This is a genomic window from Bacillus sp. Hm123 (assembly GCF_051842975.2).
Classification (GTDB): domain Bacteria; phylum Bacillota; class Bacilli; order Bacillales; family Domibacillaceae; genus Bacillus_CE.
Window position 1 is genome coordinate 1,935,745 of record NZ_CM200277.1, and the last position, 17,442, is coordinate 1,953,186.

The following is a 17,442-nucleotide window of genomic DNA, read 5'->3' on the forward strand; positions in this document are numbered from 1 at the left end:
TTGAATGATAAGAGTCTTGATTCTTGAGCTCTGAATGCTGAACGTTGAGCTTTAAGCTTTTATCCCATTTATCTCGTATTTCACTAAACGATTAGATTATGATAAAAGTTGGAGCGGCTGTAAGGTCAAAGCCGCGAGCACCTGTTCAGTTGCCTTGATTTTCGACTAATTAACTAGTATTCATTTATTCAGGGACTTCAATTTCTGTCAACGTATTGGACGTGGACAGAACGAAATCAACTTCTGTTAAAAACTCATCAATCTTTTTTTCTAACTGTTCGTATTCGTCACGTAACTTCAAAGGATCAACGATTTTTGCTTCGTGTTTTTCACGATAGCTTTTCGTCAACTCGTTGCTTTCTTCGACTTTCAATTTCGCTTCCCTGCCGTATAGCACTTCTAATTGGCGGTCTAGCTGTTCCTTAACCTCTGCATTAATCGCTTCCACATCATCTGTCACCGATGAGAACTCATGCTTCATTTTTTGTAGAAGCTCCTGCTCATATTGGATCGATGTTTTGCGTTCGATCGCTTCAGCAACTGTATATGTATGACCGGCAATTTCAACGTTCGTTTTCGCATTCGATAAAACAATCGCTGATTTAATCGCATTTCGGCGTTTAATTAAAGCTAACGTCGATTGATAGCTGGCACGCGCTTTCTCTTCAAATTCCTTCACAGAAGCAAAGCCACTGACCGGTTTATTACCGACATGGTATTGAATCAATGGAGTGGAATTCATCGTCGAATGAATCCGTTTATCTAATAGTTTCAACTCCGCTAAAGCTCTCGTAATTGATATTTTCATCTATAAATACCTCCATTTTTTATAACTATACCATAATAGTTTAATACATACATAGTTGGAAGACTTTTATACCTTTTTTTGAAGCTGCTTTTTCAATATTCGGATTTGGCCTCGATGATTGATCTCATCCTCCATCACGTGATACCAAAGATAGTAGTAATTATGAACAACACCATTAGACCAACGCTTCTCCTCATATAGCCACTGATCGTTTCTAGTTTTCAGCTGCTTCAATGTATCTTTTCTGACATCAGATAACACAGACAGATAACGTATTATGATAAAATAAAATTGAGCATTTCTCTTTATGCTAAACAAACGCATCCGGATCAGCTAGTTTCATAAACTGATATAGCTCCTCGCTCGTAATCTCTTTTCCAATCCGCCCCATCATAAAATTGTACGGATAGCCTGCGATGTCAGGTTCATTCGTTTGGATGTCCTCAAAGCGGCTCGCCTGCAACATGCGTTTTAGCAACTGTTTATATGCGTAAGCATTTCCATTCGTTATTTGTAAATCCCAATGCCAATAATATTCTAGTGAAATAATGATTTTACTTTCTAATATAGGGTTGGCGGTCACTGTTTGGACTAACTGCTTCGCCAGTCCTCTCCCTCTGAAATTTGGAGCGACCTCGACTACGCCTAGCGCACGAACGAAAGGTAGCTTGCTCCATCTTTCTTCTTTCTCAGGCGGCAATACGACAGTATAGCCGATAATCGTATCACAATCAATGGCTAAAGACATCGTTACTTCCTCATTCAGTGCCGCTCGCAACGTCGCTTGCTGACGATCAGGCTCACGAAATCGATTGAGCAAGGAATGAAATGTAAGCCTTTTCATATTGTTTTGAACTTGCTCTTGATTGGAAATAATTTTCATCATCTACATCCTCCATTCTCTTTTTTCCAAAACAAAAAACTCTTTCTTCTACGAAAGAGCTGAAAACGGCAGAAAATGGCCTAGGAAAGATCACTGCCGCTTCAATTTCTCACTCCCCGAAGAAATGAAACTTACGAAATGTATGGCAGGTCTCCTGACTCGTGCTTCGTTTTACTCTGAGCCTTCCCGTATAAGCAAGCTTACACAGTGGTCTTCTCATTTCATCCACACTTACAGTTGCGGGGACAGCTTTGGCTTCGAACCAAATTCCCTATTAAGTCGATATCGACACCGTTAATTCCGAATATTCTGTTATCATTTTATTATACAGGAAAAACAAAGCAAAATCAAAAGGCTGCCTTCTTAAAGACAGCCTTTTGATCTCTTTACACTTCCTGCTGTTGATTAGCGATATGTTTATCGTAAAAAGCAGCCATTGACGCTTGCACGTACGGAGCTAACCATAGATAACCGATTCCGAGTGTGAATAATGCTAAAAACGCCCAGCCGATAAAGCTTAAATATAATACAAAATAACTCCACTTATAACCCTTCATACGGCGTTTACTTTCCGTAATCGCTTCAAGCATCGATAGTTCAGGGTGATCTTTCATAATAAAATACGTTTGCGAATAAGACAGACTTTTAATAATTCCAGGAATAATCAACAATAATGACCATAAAAAGACGAAAATCCCGATTAAGATAGAAACAACAATTGTCTTAAACGCTAAACCGATATTGGCATAAATAGAAAATACATCCCCAACACTTTGACGCTTTCCTCGAACTAAATGTAAAAAGAACCAATACATTGCTGAAATAGAAAAAGGAATCATAACAAAGCTAATGAATAAACTAAAAAGGTCCCCTTCCATAGATGTACCCGTTTGATACACCCAATTCTCGAATCCTCCGACAGCTATAACATCAAAAATCATCGGTACGATCCCTGCGAAGACAAACATAATTAGCATTAGAACAACAGCAATGCCCCAATTCCCAGCTAAAGCATCTCTCGCATCTTTCTTAATGCTTGCAATACGAACATTCATTTTATTTTCTCCTTTCTTTTTATGGTTAAAGTGTAACATAAATATCTATTTTGGAAATTATTTTTTATAAATAAAATAATTAAGACAAAGAGATATTTTCTCCAAGAATTTCCACTGTTTGACGTAACGGGACAAGTTTCTGTCCATCCCATCCCCAGATATTGTTCACATACCCGAGCCGATCAGCATTATACTGACCTGCGATATTTTGAAACAAGACAAGTTCATAAGTTCCATCTCGATCAAAATCGGTTGGATAAATGCCTGCCAATGGCGAGACGAAACCTTGAATCGGTTGTTTTAATGTTCCATCAGCGTTATAAATGGCGGTTAAATAATCCTCTCCCCTATCTTTTAAACTGAGCGTGTAGCGTTTGGACGGACGAGAACTAATCACTTCTGCGACATATTGATCGCGATAATTCACTTCATATTGACTACTATTATTAAATACGTCTGAATCGAAAATAAGTTTCATTTTTCCTTGAATAAATGAATAAATGTACGCATAGACGATACCGCCGCTCCCTCCCGAATCAATAACGATCAGCACATCATCAACCTGATCTCCCGTCATATCACCTAAGAAGATCGTTGGATGATACCCTGAATTCTCTTGCAAACGAATTGTCGCCACTGACTGATCGCCATATTCAACGACCAACGTAATGTTTTGAACGTACGGGCTGTCTTCTCGTTTCGTTCCAACTAAATACACGGTATCCACTTGCCCATCTCCTGTAACGTCTCCTTGCTTAACATCGAGTATACGATCATCTCGCGGTAAAAAGGACTGCATTTGTTTGGTCATCTCACACCCCCTTATTCCAATTTATGCAAACGGTCTGTCCAACAATTCTTATATTGTATGTGAAAAAAGAAAACTGCTATGATAGACAAGAAAATGAAAAAAAGGGTGTCCATAATGAACAAATATTGTGTAATCGGCGCAGGCATTTTAGGCGCTTCTACTGCTTATCACCTCGCTAAAGCAGGAGCTCACGTAACGATCATCGACCGCAAAGACGAAGGTCAAGCAACAGATGCGGCGGCAGGAATTATTTGTCCGTGGCTATCACAGCGACGAAATAAAGCTTGGTACCGGCTCGCTAAAAGCGGGGCTCGCTTTTACCCTGACTTAATCGCTGAATTGGAGCAACTAGGTGAAACCGATACAGGTTATGCTAAGGTCGGAGCTTTAAGCTTACATGAAGACGAAGAAAAATTAGTGAAAATGAAAGAGCGTGCTTTAAAACGGCGAGAAGAGGCGCCAGAAATTGGCGAAGTGACGATTGTAAGTCCTGCGGAAGCGAAAGCTTTATTTCCGCTGCTTCGAGATGGTTATGGGGCGGTGCATGTGAGTGGAGCGGCTCGTGTAGATGGTCGAGCGCTTCGTGACGCCTTATTAAGAGCGGCTAAGAAATTAGGGGCCACTTTTATTGAGGGAAATGCCGAATGGACGAACAACCGCGAAATCACCGTCAATGAGCAAACCCTTACCTTTGATCAAACCATTATTACAGCAGGGGCTTGGGCGAAACCTCTACTCGCCTCATTAGACGTTCAAGTAACTGTCGAACCGCAAAAAGCACAAATTATTCATTTCGTGCTGCCGAACGCTACGACTAACGAATGGCCGGTCATTATGCCGCCGAACGATCAATACATGTTAGCGTTTGATGATCGTATCGTAGCGGGGGCAACTCATGAAAATGAAGTTGGCTTTGATACGCGCGTGACAGCCAGCGGGGTCCATGAAGTATTAAATAAGGCATTGCACATCGCCCCTGGATTGGCAGATGCCACGATCCTCGAAACGCGAGTCGGCTTCAGACCTTTTACTCCCGGATTCTTGCCGGTATTCGGCTCACTTCCTGGGCATGAAAACGTGCTTTTTGCTAATGGGCTTGGCGCATCCGGCTTAACGATGGGACCTTTTATCGGAGCTGAGCTTGCTAAGCTTGCTTTAGGAAAAGAAACGGACGTGCCACTTGAGGATTATGATGTTGCTAGCGCGTTGAGTTAAAAAAAAGAGGAAGAGCGAACAGGTATTACAATGACTCGTGTGAAGGAAATTGCCGAGCAATTATACAATCAACATGAAGAAATCTAAAATGACAAAGAGCATTGAATGTTGTCTTCAATGCTCTTTTGTTTATCTAAGCCGCTTTCCTCTTTTTCATATACCAATACAATACGTAAATAGCGACTAAGCCAATAAATACGTAGATCACATCGGAGTAAATTCCCATGTAGTAAAGGATAATATCCCATGATTGTCCTAATTTTGCACCGGCGTACACAAGAAGCGTATTCCAAATGAGGGTGCCGCTCGTTGTTAACAATAGAAATAACCACAATTTCATATTAGACATCCCGGCAGGAATCGAAATTAAGCTACGTATTAAAGGAATCATCCGGCAAAAGAAGACGGTCCAATAGCCTTTCTGATCAAACCAGTTATCCGCTTTTTGCACATCTTCTTGTTTGATTTTCAATAGATGTCCCCATCTGTCAATGATTTTCATTATTTTTTCCACATCGACAAGTAGACCAATGCCATACAAAATTAGCGCCCCTAACACAGAGCCTGCCGTGGCGGATAAGATGACACCGCCTACTGTTAATGTCGTGGTCGTCGTCATAAAGCCTCCGAATGGCAAAATCAACTCAGAAGGAATCGGGGGAAACACATTTTCTAAGCACATCAGCAAAAAAATACCGACATAACCAAACTGTTCTACTACTTGCTCTATCCATTGTTGCATCACAAGCCTCCATCAAAATAGTTACTTCATTGATATATATTTTTGAAAAAACTTCAATATTCTTCGTATTTTATAATAATTTTTTCAATAAATCCACAAAAAAACACCTGCTGTTACGCAAGTGTTTTAATTGATTCCACTTACTTTTATAAACTCCCATAAGTCTTCGATCGGACAGATTCCGTGGCGAGGCACATCTTTAAACTCATAAAAGGCATAGTCTTTCCACGAATGCACATCTACTTTAATCTCCATTTGTTCATCTTCTTTCCAAACAAACTGGCAATTTCCATTTAATAGGCTAAGCAACTCCACACTAGTTTTTACTATGTGCGATGTATCTGTCATTCTCTTTTCCCTCCTATTATTCACCCTCTTTTAACTTCTTCTTATTATACATTTTTTCCTCCTTAAACATTCATATTTTTTGAAAAGTTTAAATAAAGTGAAATTTTAATCAGTGGGGGTTTTCTCCATCCCCCACTGATTATTAGTTGAACCAATCGGGCTTTTACGGGCAGTTGACCCCTCACCTAATTTCTTCGCTTTCGCTGAATCTTGAGGTAGGGGTCTTACTGCCCGTTAATACGGGACAAATAGATTCAATAGTTTTTCACCCTTGTTGGAGTTGATACATCTGATAGTAGCGCCCTTGTTGGAGCATTAACTCCTCATGGTTGCCCTGTTCGACAATTTCGCCTTGATCTAAGACGAGAATTTGGTCAGCGTTTTTAATGGTCGATAGTCGATGAGCAATCATAAAAGTCGTCCGTCCTTTTTTGAGCACTTCCATCGCTTCTTGAATAATAGCCTCCGTTTCAGTATCGATAGAGGAAGTCGCTTCATCTAAAATCAAAATCGCCGGATCAAAAGCAAGTGCGCGCGCAAAAGAGATGAGCTGCCTTTGTCCCGATGATAGGGTGCTTCCTTTTTCAATAACAGGTTCATCGTAGCCGTTTTCTAAATGCTGAAATACTTGATCCGCTCCAACCGCTCGCAATGCCGCTTCCACTTTTTCTCTAGAAATACGTTCATCCTGCAAGCTAACATTCGAAGCAATCGTCCCGGTAAAAAGATATGGATCTTGCAGAACGATGCCCATATGCTCTCTGACCGTTTGATGAGCGATCGTCTGAATCTCTTTTCCATCAATCAGAATTTCCCCCTTGTTCGCATCGTAAAACCGAAAGAGCAAATTCATAATCGAGCTTTTTCCGGAGCCTGTATGACCGACGAGTGCTACTGTTTCCCCTTGCTTTGCTTCAAAGGAAATGTTTCTTAATACATATTCGCCTTCCTGATAACCAAAGTAAACGGAACGAAAGCTGACATCCCCACGATAGCGTTCGATTCGTTCGTCATTGACAAGCGTACCCGGCTCATCTAATAATTCAAACACACGCTCCCCCGCCACAAGGGCTTGCTCTAAACTGGCGAGCTGATTCACCATATTCGCAACCGGTTCAAATAGACGGTTAATATAATCGACGAACGCATACAAAAGCCCGAGGGAAACGATTGAACCGACGCCGAGAGAGCCGCCACCGAAGTACCAAATAAAAGCCACAAACGCTAAATTTTTAACCACGTCGACCAAATTATATGAAGTGAGGGCATTTAAATTTAGCATTTTCTTTTGAAACGTAAAATGAGCTTCGTTTAACTGATCAAATTGTTGAGTCACTTCCTTTTCTCGGCGAAAAGCTTGAATGATCGTCATCCCTTGAATGCTTTCATTGATCATCGCATTGATCTCACTTAATTTTGAGCGAATCCCGCGATTGTACGTCGAAGCAAACTTATGATATACCCACATCCAGCCAATTAAAATTGGAAGTAACAGTAAACAAATAGTTGCGAGCTTTGCATCTAAAATAAATAGCGCAATAAAAATTCCTGAAATATAGATGATACTTCTAACAAAAGTGGCAAGTACCGTCACATATAGCTCACGAATCGCTTCTGTATCATTCGTAATGCGTGAGACGACTTTCCCTGCTGGTAATTGATCAAAATACTTAATCGGCAATCGCTGAATATGCGCAAATACATCCGTTCGCATCCGTTGAATAATTCGATTGGCGGCTTTCTGTAGATAAAATGCTTCTCCATATTGAAAGATCGCACTAATGACTAGCAACCCAAAGTAACCGGCAAGTAACATCATGATTTTCGGGATTTCCGGCTCGTAAAAAGAGATCATCTTGTTAGCAGGAATGATGGTTGCTTGATAGCTTTTCACTTCATTTTCCTTTTCGATCGTCAACCGCCCAGCTTCATATGTTCTTACCCCATCTATGGCAATCGGTTCTGGAACAAAGATAAACGAACGGTCCACTTGCAAAATCCGAACTTCTTTTCCTTTTTGTTCATTGTCATCAAAATAGTCACTTCTTTTATACCAATGACCTTCGAAGAAAACGGCGTCTTTTCCTTCAACCGTTTCATACCATTTAGACTCAATCCCTAAAATATGATCATCAATCATCTTTTTCGCCACAAATGGTCCAGCTAACTCCGTCCCAACAGCAATCGTCAACATCGCTAATGCGATAAAAATCATTTTTTTATATAGTAAGGCATAGCGCCAAAGTCGTTTTCCGACACTCATTGAAACACCTCCTTAATCAACCTCTTGAAGTTGCTGGCGTTCATATTGCTCTTTATACCAGCCTTCTATCTGTATTAACTCATCGTGAACGCCTTCTTGAATGATGCGCCCATCCTCAAATACAATGATCCAATCGGCATGCTGAACCGCCGAAAGTCGATGCGAGGCGATCATCGTCGTTTTATCTTTGCGTTCCGTTCGAATATTTTCAATGATTTGTGCCTCTGTCTTGGCATCCACAGCGGAGAGAGAATCATCTAAAATTAAAATGTCAGGCTGTTTGATTAACGCTCTCGCAATCGAAATCCGCTGCTTTTGTCCTCCTGAAAGCGCGACCCCTTTTTCACCGACTAATGTATGTAATCCGTCAGGCAAAGTGGCGAGGTCTTTGCGTAAAGCGGCGAGATCAATCACCTTCTCCAGCTCCGCCTCTGTCGCATCTGGCTCACCGAATAAAATATTTTCACGAACCGTTCTCGAAAACAGCACATGATCTTGTGGGACATAGCCGATCCATTGCAAGACTTGCCCCTTCGCTTGCTCTTGAATATCAACACTACTAATGGCAAGCTGGCCGTCTGGGTGTGGATATTGCCGCAATAATTGCTTAATAAACGTCGTTTTTCCACTTCCCGTTTTGCCTACAATCCCGAGCGTCTCACCTTTTTTCAACTGAACATTGACCTTCTGTAAATTGTTCACTTGCGAAGAAGGGTATTGAAAGCTCACTTCGTCAAATTGGATCGATGACGGATCATCGACACTGATCGGCTGGATAGGATCGACAACATCCGCTTTGTAGCGAAGCGTCTCCTGTACACGATCAAGCGACGCATTTCCCCTTTGCATCATGTTCATTAGCTCACCAAAGGCAAACATCGGCCAAATGAGCATTCCTAAATACACATTAAAGCTCACTAGTTCACCGAGTGTCACCTCTTGTTGAAACACCAAATACGCCCCGTACCCTAGTCCAATTAAATAGCTTAACCCTACAAAAATTTTGATCGTCGGTTCAAACAAGGCATCGATTTTGGCGACCGCTATATTTTTTTCATACACATCGTTCGTCATTTGCTGAAAACGGCGCTCGTCCGCTCGCTCTTGTACATACGCACGAATGACACGAACGCCGCCAACCGTTTCAAGCACTCGGTCGTTCATCTCGCCAAAGGCATCTTGAGCTTTCGTAAAACGGTCATGAATCTTTTCACCATAGATGGTCATCAGCACCGCCATAATAGGTAGTGGCAAAACGGCTGCTAGTGTTAATTTCCAACTAATGAGAAAGCCCATCGTCAATAAAATCATCAGCATATAGATGGTGGAATCAACTAATGTTAACACCCCAAACCCCGCTGTCATCGACACGGCCTTTAAATCATTGGTCGCCCGAGCCATTAAATCGCCCGTACGGTTACGCTCATAAAAGGTCGGTGTCATCTTCATAAAATGAGCCATTAAATTGAGCCGCAGCTTCCTCTCCAAAATGAACGCACCGCCAAACAATAAATGCATCCAAACATACGTCAATCCATAGGACAACAACGTCACACCTAATAAAACCAAAATATATTGCCAAAGTGCGCTACTCGTTAAATTGGCCATATGAATATCATCAATGACGCTCCCAACGATTTTCGGTGGAATGATCACGAGCGCACTCGCCACAAGTAAAAACACAATCGCCACCGTATAACGCTGTCGATATTCTTTAAAAAACCAACGAAGCTTCCGTAACACGCTAAACACAAGCACTCCTCCTTTTCAGAAATAGCTAAAAAACAAAAAAACGCACTGTGCAAGGACAGTACGTCTCCAAAAGACAACGAAGGCACAGGGAGTCACTTCCCCCTGCGCCAACAGTTTAGCTTTATATCATAAATATAGGCAGGCTAAGTGATGAATATGAAAAAATTGAACATTTCCTGTTACTCGAATCATCAGTAGCCCCTCCTTTTTTAACCTTTAATAAGTTTCATTATATTACCATTTCATAGAGATGAAGTCAATTGTTTATTCGAATAGTAGTGTCTGCTTTTTCAATAATAGTTTTCCCTCTATAAACCTACCTCTTTTCCGATTCGATTATATTACCTTCTTTATCAAAATACACATCCATTAACGGATACTTCGCCTTTTTATTGGCTAAATCTAAGCTCATATTTTTATACGAAGCAAATACTCTCACTTCACTGGATGATTTTATATAGCTATAGTCATACTCGATCTCAGGGTCATCACTAAAGTAAATAAATTTGACCCAACACCCATTTTTGCTATCATACCCATCTACCGTCACCTTTCCATTATTTAATTTTGCTCCTTGAAAATCGATGACTTTTTCAATTCGATCATCCGCTAGCTTTTTGTAATGAGCAAAATATAATTTTTTTCCTATAATGCCGACTGTTATGATCAAAACCATCACAAGTAGTATGATCATCACCTTTTTTATTTTGGATGTTCTCTCCATCTCTACTCCTCCTTAATAACTCTTGTTTCATTTAGTGTAATTTTACACTAAATGAAACAAGACCTCAAGAAAATTTAACCAAAACTGAAAAACCCGCCCATCAAGATAGGCGGGTTCAATCTTTTATTAGCTCTGTTTCATAAAGTAATCTTCTAATTGGTCACGCAACGCTCGCTTTAAAAACTTGCCGACCGATGTTTTCGGGATTTCCTCCATAAAAACGATATCGTCCGGTAGCCACCATTTCGCAAATTGTGGGGCTAAATACTCGATTAATTCTTGTTTCATGATGGTTTGATCGAAGCCATCTTTTAACACCACACAGGCGACTGGTCGCTCTTGCCACTCTGGATGAGGGACGGCGATGACACTAGCTTCAAACACAGCGTCATGTCCCATTAATGCGTTTTCCAAATCTACAGAGGAAATCCACTCCCCACCACTTTTAATTAAATCTTTCGTGCGATCAACGAGCTTAATGACCCCTTCTTCATCGACCGTGGCGACATCACCTGTATAGAGCCAACCATCTCGAAATGCTTGTTCCGTGCGATCATCGCGATAATATTCATCCGCAATCCACGGGCCACGAATGAGCAACTCGCCCATATCCACTCCGTCCCAACTGACTTCGCCGCGATCGTTAATCACTTTCATTTCCAGACCGGGTACGATGATCCCTTGCTTAGCACGCTGATCCAATTTTTCTTCTTCTGACAAATCGGATTGATAGCTTTTTAGCCGAGCTAATGTCGCCAATGGACTTGTTTCCGTCATTCCAAAGGCATGGAGAAAAGGAACGTTAAATTTCGTTTCAAACGCACGAATCATTCCAGCCGGAGCAGCTGATCCACCACAAAGAACGGCTCGTAAGCTCGACGTGTCATAATCTCCTGCTTCTAGCTCTTTTAATAAACCGAGCCAGATCGTCGGCACACCGGCTGTGACGGTGACCCCTTCTTCAACAATTAGCTCTGCTAGCACTTTTGGCGTAAACTGCGGCCCTGGTAACACTTGTGTCGAACCGAACCAAGTATTCGCAAACGGCATCCCCCAGGCGTTTGCATGAAACATCGGCACAACTGGCATCGCGACATCGGATTCCGAAAGAGCCGCCGTATCCGCTAACCCGAGGGCGTAGCTATGTAACACAATCCCTCGATGAGAGTACACGACCCCTTTCGGATTTCCTGTTGTCGCTGATGTGTAGCACATGCCCGCTGGATCATTTTCATCAATGTCCTCGATAAAAGCCTCCTCGGGATTCCCTTCCTCAAGCAGCTGTTCATACGAATACACTGGCTGTAGCGTCGTTTTCGGAAGCTCTGCTTGATCCGTCATGATAATAAATGCTTTCACTTTCGGTAGTTGATCTGCAATTTTTTCCACGAGTGGAACGATATCTTCATCAATAAACAGCACTTGATCTTCGGCATGATTAATAATGTAGACGATATGCTCCGGTGACAAACGAATATTAATCGTATGCAGCACCGCATGCATCCCCGGAATGGCGAAATACGTTTCTAAATGACGGTGATGATTCCACGCCAATGTGCCGGCACGCTCCCCTGTTTGCAGACCGAGCTTTTTCATTGCGCTCATTAAGCGACGTGTACGCTCCCCGATTTCTTTATAAGTGAACCGTTGAATACCAGCATGCGTTCTCGATACGACCGTTTTCTTCGGAAAATATTTTTCAGCACGCTCTAATAATGACCCGACAGTTAATGGCACATTCATCATTTGGACATATCCCCTTTGTTTTTTTATTTTTTCGCCTGTTCTTCTAATTGTTGACGCAAAATAAATTTCTGGATTTTCCCACTGGCGTTTCTCGGAAGTGCTTCAACAAACATATACGCTCGCGGTCGCTTATAGTCAGCGAGTTTCGGGCTGTTTTTGCATAATTGCTCCAGCTCCTCTGCTGTGACAGCTTCCTCCTTCTTGACGACAAAGGCAATTACTTTCTCTCCCCATGTTTCATCCGGCTCCCCGATGACAGCTACATCTAACACACCAGCATGTTCAAACAGCACATCCTCCACTTCACGAGGGTAAATATTCTCACCTCCACTGATGATCATGTCATCGACGCGATCTGCAATCCATAGGTAGCCATCCGGATCAAAATAGCCGATGTCTCCCGAATGGTACCAACCTTGATTAAGTACGCGTTCCGTCACTTCTGGACGATTAAAATAGCCCGCCATCATACTCGGCCCACGCACAATAATTTCACCCGGTTCAAAAGGAGCGGCCAGATCATTTGGATCAGATGGTTGCCCTTCCTTCGTTCTGACAATTCGAATCTCATGGTTGATCAATGGACGCCCTGCTGAACCCGCCTTTGTGATTTGTTCATCTTCTGTTAAAAATGTAATCGCTGGTCCCATTTCCGTCATCCCGTACGCTTGGACAAACTGGACACCGACGCGCTCTTGGCAAGCTCGAACTAACGCAGGAGCCATCGGTGCGGCACCGTACAATCCGAGCGTTAAAGAGGACGTATCATATTGACTTAAATCTTCTTGCAAAAGCATATTCCACATCGTTGGTGCAGCGAAAAACTTTGTGATGTTTTCTTGTTGAATCAATGAAAGCACTTGTTGAGGGTGAAACTGATGAAGGATGACATTGCTTCCACCGGCATGAATGCGCGGTAAAAAAGCACAATGAAGTTCGGCGCAGTGAAACATCGGTGCGGTCACAAGTCCGCGATCGCGATCAGTTAGCTTCGTCGCGTGAATGAGCGCTTGTGATTGCTCAATCATATCGCGATGCTTATGCATCACTCCTTTAGGACGACCAGTCGTGCCACTCGTATACATAATCGCGTATAAATCATTTTCATCGACCTCTGCCACTGGCTTTTTCGCTGATTGATACTCGATTTTCTCTTGATAACTCACCGCATAGCTCGGAGTGTCCGCATCTGTATACCAAAACGCCATTTGTGGAAAACGTGACTCGATCGCTGTAATTTGATCCTGCAAAGCCTGTTCAAATAGCACAATTTTTGGCTTAGCGTCGTTTAAAATATAGGCCGTTTCCTCTGCCATTAGCCGAAAGTTAATTGGATTAAATACCGCACCGATTTTACAACAAGCAAAGTAAGCGGTTGCTAGTTCTTCGCGGTTATATAAATAGGTAGAAACAATATCTCCTTTTTGAACTCCTTCATGTAGAAAGGCATTCGCTAGCTTATTCACTTCCTCGTTCCACTCTCGATACGTATAGCGATTGCCGCTCCTCGCATCATACAACGCCTCTTTATCGGGATATTGATGAACCGTTAATTCAAACACATCACCAATTGTTACATACATATTGAGTCCCCCCTTTTTTTAGAAAACGGTTACATTTTTTGATGAAATTTTTCTCGCAACTGATATTTTAATATTTTTCCAGACGTATTTCTCGGAAGCTCGTCAACAACAATCACTTGACGTGGCACTTTATAGCCAGCGAGCTTTTGCCGGCAAAAACCACGAAACTCTTCTTCATCAAATGTTGCATTAGGCTTTAAGACAACAATAGCTGTCACCCTTTCTCCCCATACTTCATCCGGTAGACCAATAGTTGCCGCTTCTAAAATACTCGGGTGCTCATACATTACTTGCTCGACTTCAATCGAATACACATTTTCTCCGCCGCTAATGATCATGTCCTTTTTGCGATCCACAAGCGTCATATATCCTTCCTCATCAGCGACTGCTAAATCACCGGTATACAACCAGCCAGCCTGTAACGAACGCTTCGTTTCTTCCGGCTTCTTATAATATTCCTTCATCACCGTCTCTCCACGAATGACAAATTCACCGATCATCCCAGGAGGCGTCTCTTTTCCTTCTGAATCAACCACTTTCGCCTCTGTTAAAAAAATTGGCTTCCCGCCTTTACCGAGATGATACTTATGCCCTTCAGGATCGAGAATGATTCCACCTGGCCCCGCTTCAGTTAACCCGCATAAATTATAAAACTGATCTGTTTGAAAGAATGTCATGCTTTGTTTCACAATTTCAGGTGGCATCGGCGCCGCTCCGTATCCACATCTTTTAATTGAAGAAAGGTCGTACGCTTCCTTATTCGGCACTTGTAAAATGAAATTGTACATCGCCGGCACCCCGAAAAAATGGGTAATTCGCTCATCTTCAATCGCTTGTAACGTTTGAACAGGATGGAATTCACGGTGAATCACATGAGTAGCTCCTAAAACCACGCCAGCGACTAAAAATAAATTGAGCTGAGCCGAGTGAAACAAAGGAGCGAGATGAAGAAAACGGTCATTCGAGTTGATCCCCATCCCGACCATCATCGTCAAGCCTACGTTAAAAATACGACGATGATCGAATAGCGCTCCCTTTGGCTGCCCTGTCGTCCCAGAGGTGTACAAAATTTCAAGGTCATCACTCTCTAATACAACAACCTCTGGCTCGTCCTTCTTGTCAGAAAGAAGCGATTGAAAACTTACATGACTCGTCGTTTCTCCCACAACGATCACGACTTTCACAGCTGTTTGCTTCTTCGCCACTTGAATGATCGCTTCATATTCTTGATCACAAAAGATAAACTGGGTATCCGATTGGTCCAAAATGTAATGAACTTCAGGGACAGTGAGACGAAAATTGATGGGGACAACGACAGCCCCGATTTTCGCACTAGCAAAATAAGCAAATACAAAATAATCGGAGTTTTTCATCATGAGAGCGATTTTATCTCCTTTTTCTACACCTAGGTTTAACAGCCCATGAGCGAGCCGATTCACTTGCTCATTAAACGTCTCATACGTGTACTCTCTCCCCTCACAATGAATCGCTCGTTTCATCGGGGAATTTCTTGCATTTAACGTTAAATAGTAGCCAATGTCCATTTACTCCCCTCCTTTGTCGTTTCATCTATTACTAATGCAGTATTTGTGCCAACGACAAAAGAGCGTACTTGGGTAGAAATTTCAATCAATGACTGTCTCATTCATGAACAAACCGACGACAGCTGTACAAAAAATGGACAGTTTTACAGCTGATATCTTTTCAGCTTTTCATACAAGCCCGACCGACTAATCCCTAGCAACCTAGCCGCTTTCGCTTTGTTGCCATTCACCTCCTCCATCACCTTTTGAATCGCCGACATTTCAGCTTGTTCCGTTAATGAATAAGTCTGCTCATGAGATAACGAAGCCGTTTTTACTTTCGCTGTCATATATTCCGGCAAATCTTCCATTTGAATATTACCCGTTTCCGCAAATGTCATCGCCCGCTCTAAAATATTTTTCAACTCGCGAACATTCCCCGGCCAATCATAATGCAATAAACACCGAAAAGCATCGGCTTCGATCCCGGTGACGCTTGTACTAAGCACTCGGTTCAATTGTTTCATTATATGGTTGAATAATAGTTTCACATCTCCTCTTCGCTCTCTTAAAGGAGGAATATGTAGCGAAATCACATTCAACCGATAGTACAAGTCCTCGCGAAATTCGCCATTTTTGACCATCTCCTCTAACGGTCGATTCGTCGCCGCCACGATTCGCACATCGACATGCATCCGCTCCGTTCCTCCCACCCGGTAAAATTCTCGATCTTGAATCACTCGCAAAAGCTTTGCTTGTAACACTAACGACATATCCCCGACTTCATCTAAAAACAGTGTCCCACCATTCGCTAAATCGAACTTGCCAATTTTTCCTTTGCGATTCGCTCCGGTGAACGCTCCTTCCTCATAGCCGAAAAACTCGGATTCTAGCAATTGTTCGGGAATCGCGGCGCAATTCACTTCGACAAAAGGTCCGTCCTTTCGTGCGCTGCTGGCATGAATCGCATGAGCAAATAGTTCCTTCCCGGTGCCAGACTCTCCCCGAACTAAAATCGTTGAGCGACCTTTCGCAGCTTTGGCGGCACTTTTCTTCAATTTATCTACATAGCGATCCTCCGTAATAATTTGCTCCCACGTAAATCTAGCTTGCTCTGATTTTTTCAATTCATTTAAATAATAAGCGGCCTTGCTTTCTGCTTTTTCAAGTTTTTTAAACAAAATGCTGACTTCATTTAATTGGCGATACATTACTTTTCCGAGCACACCGATCACTTTTTGACCTTGAAGAATTGGAATCCGGTGGACAATATACTTAATGCCGTTCACTTCCATAAAGTCACTGAACTCCGCCTCCTCTGTGTGAAGCGCTTTCGATAGATGAAAATGAGGAAATACTCGATCGACAGGCTGATACAATACATCTTGCTGCTTTAAGTTAAATAGCTCTAGTAAAGAAGGGTTGACCATTTCAATGTTGGACTGCTCGTCGATCATAATAATGCCATCGTACGCATGCTCAATCGCCGTATCCAATTTCCGTTTGAACATCAATGCCCTCACGATATCCGTTTTCGTGGCAAGACCAACCACCTTCTCCTCTTGATCAAGCACAATCCCCGTTCCTACTTTACTTACTTTGACGACTTCTGCTACCTCTTCAAAGGGCATATTCTCTGGAAGTGTCACTGGCTGATCAATCACATAATCCTTTATGCTCGTCGACAAAGACTGCTCATTTAATACCATTCGATATAAAGAGCTCCGAGTAAATACACCGATCAATTGTCGATCGTCATTCGTGACAGGTAAGGTATTCCATTTATTTTCCTTCATCATCACGAGCGCCTCTTGTAACGTAGATGTTTCACGTAACGTTTCTGTGATAGGTGTCATAATATCTTTTATATGGGTCAAGGCGATGCTCCTTTCGTTGTGAATTTTCACAATATTTCAACTTCATATTAGCATGATTTGTTTGTCGAAGATACTTTTAGACAAAGGCTTTTATAGGCAAAATTCGTGTATG

General features: G+C 42.2%; 15 protein-coding genes, 1 pseudogene and 1 riboswitch. Of the genes and pseudogenes, 1 reads left to right on the forward strand and 15 read right to left on the reverse strand.

The window, feature by feature from the left end:
- Positions 1–184 precede the first annotated feature (184 nt).
- The 5 genes and pseudogenes from ACSVDJ_RS09950 to ACSVDJ_RS09970 form a co-directional block, all read right to left on the reverse strand.
- Positions 185–808 carry a hypothetical protein gene (locus ACSVDJ_RS09950; RefSeq protein ID WP_439168451.1) on the reverse strand — a complete coding sequence of 208 codons (624 nt, stop codon included), beginning with the start codon at positions 806–808 and terminating at the stop codon, positions 185–187.
- Between the two features lie 66 nt (positions 809–874).
- A pseudogene (locus ACSVDJ_RS09955) lies at positions 875–1,078 on the reverse strand (hypothetical protein); the annotation flags it as partial.
- 40 nt (positions 1,079–1,118) lie between these two features.
- Positions 1,119–1,694, reverse strand: a complete 576-nt coding sequence (locus ACSVDJ_RS09960) for a GNAT family N-acetyltransferase (protein WP_439168453.1) — start codon at positions 1,692–1,694, stop codon at positions 1,119–1,121.
- 124 nt (positions 1,695–1,818) lie between these two features.
- Positions 1,819–2,002: riboswitch (cobalamin riboswitch) on the reverse strand.
- A gap of 75 nt (positions 2,003–2,077) precedes the next feature.
- Entirely contained in the window at positions 2,078–2,746 is a 669-nt protein-coding gene (locus ACSVDJ_RS09965) for a DUF975 family protein (protein WP_439168455.1), read from the reverse strand.
- A 79-nt stretch (positions 2,747–2,825) separates the two neighbouring features.
- A complete protein-coding gene (locus ACSVDJ_RS09970) occupies positions 2,826–3,557 on the reverse strand; it encodes a YybI family spore inner coat protein (RefSeq protein ID WP_439168457.1) in 732 nt (243 codons plus the stop codon).
- A 114-nt stretch (positions 3,558–3,671) separates the two neighbouring features.
- Between ACSVDJ_RS09970 and ACSVDJ_RS09975 the strand changes: the two genes are divergently transcribed.
- Positions 3,672–4,772: an NAD(P)/FAD-dependent oxidoreductase gene (locus ACSVDJ_RS09975; protein ID WP_439168458.1), complete on the forward strand. Its 1,101-nt coding sequence runs from the start codon at positions 3,672–3,674 to the stop codon at positions 4,770–4,772.
- A 133-nt stretch (positions 4,773–4,905) separates the two neighbouring features.
- Here ACSVDJ_RS09975 and ACSVDJ_RS09980 read toward each other — a convergent pair whose 3' ends face one another.
- From ACSVDJ_RS09980 to ACSVDJ_RS10025, 10 genes are all read right to left on the reverse strand, one after another.
- On the reverse strand, positions 4,906–5,514 hold the full coding sequence (locus ACSVDJ_RS09980; protein ID WP_439168460.1) for a DedA family protein: 609 nt from the start codon (positions 5,512–5,514) through the stop codon (positions 4,906–4,908).
- A 126-nt stretch (positions 5,515–5,640) separates the two neighbouring features.
- On the reverse strand, positions 5,641–5,862 hold the full coding sequence (locus ACSVDJ_RS09985) for a hypothetical protein (protein WP_439168462.1): 222 nt from the start codon (positions 5,860–5,862) through the stop codon (positions 5,641–5,643).
- A gap of 265 nt (positions 5,863–6,127) precedes the next feature.
- Positions 6,128–8,125: an ABC transporter ATP-binding protein gene (locus tag ACSVDJ_RS09990; RefSeq protein WP_439168463.1), complete on the reverse strand. Its 1,998-nt coding sequence runs from the start codon at positions 8,123–8,125 to the stop codon at positions 6,128–6,130.
- A 12-nt stretch (positions 8,126–8,137) separates the two neighbouring features.
- The gene (locus ACSVDJ_RS09995; protein WP_439168464.1) at positions 8,138–9,877 is read right to left on the reverse strand and encodes an ABC transporter ATP-binding protein; all 1,740 of its coding nucleotides are present in this window, start codon (positions 9,875–9,877) and stop codon (positions 8,138–8,140) included.
- 316 nt (positions 9,878–10,193) lie between these two features.
- On the reverse strand, positions 10,194–10,601 hold the full coding sequence (locus ACSVDJ_RS10000) for a DUF3139 domain-containing protein (RefSeq protein WP_439168466.1): 408 nt from the start codon (positions 10,599–10,601) through the stop codon (positions 10,194–10,196).
- Between the two features lie 126 nt (positions 10,602–10,727).
- Entirely contained in the window at positions 10,728–12,347 is a 1,620-nt protein-coding gene (locus tag ACSVDJ_RS10005) for a long-chain fatty acid--CoA ligase (protein WP_439168467.1), read from the reverse strand.
- Between the two features lie 23 nt (positions 12,348–12,370).
- The gene (locus ACSVDJ_RS10010; RefSeq protein ID WP_439168469.1) at positions 12,371–13,930 is read right to left on the reverse strand and encodes a fatty acid--CoA ligase; all 1,560 of its coding nucleotides are present in this window, start codon (positions 13,928–13,930) and stop codon (positions 12,371–12,373) included.
- A 29-nt stretch (positions 13,931–13,959) separates the two neighbouring features.
- Entirely contained in the window at positions 13,960–15,474 is a 1,515-nt protein-coding gene (locus ACSVDJ_RS10015; RefSeq protein WP_439168470.1) for a class I adenylate-forming enzyme family protein, read from the reverse strand.
- On the reverse strand, positions 15,453–15,575 hold the full coding sequence (locus ACSVDJ_RS10020; protein ID WP_439168472.1) for a hypothetical protein: 123 nt from the start codon (positions 15,573–15,575) through the stop codon (positions 15,453–15,455). The genes ACSVDJ_RS10015 and ACSVDJ_RS10020 overlap by 22 nt, the downstream gene beginning before the upstream one ends.
- Before the next feature lie 42 nt (positions 15,576–15,617).
- Positions 15,618–17,330: a sigma 54-interacting transcriptional regulator gene (locus ACSVDJ_RS10025; protein WP_439168473.1), complete on the reverse strand. Its 1,713-nt coding sequence runs from the start codon at positions 17,328–17,330 to the stop codon at positions 15,618–15,620.
- Positions 17,331–17,442 lie beyond the last annotated feature (112 nt).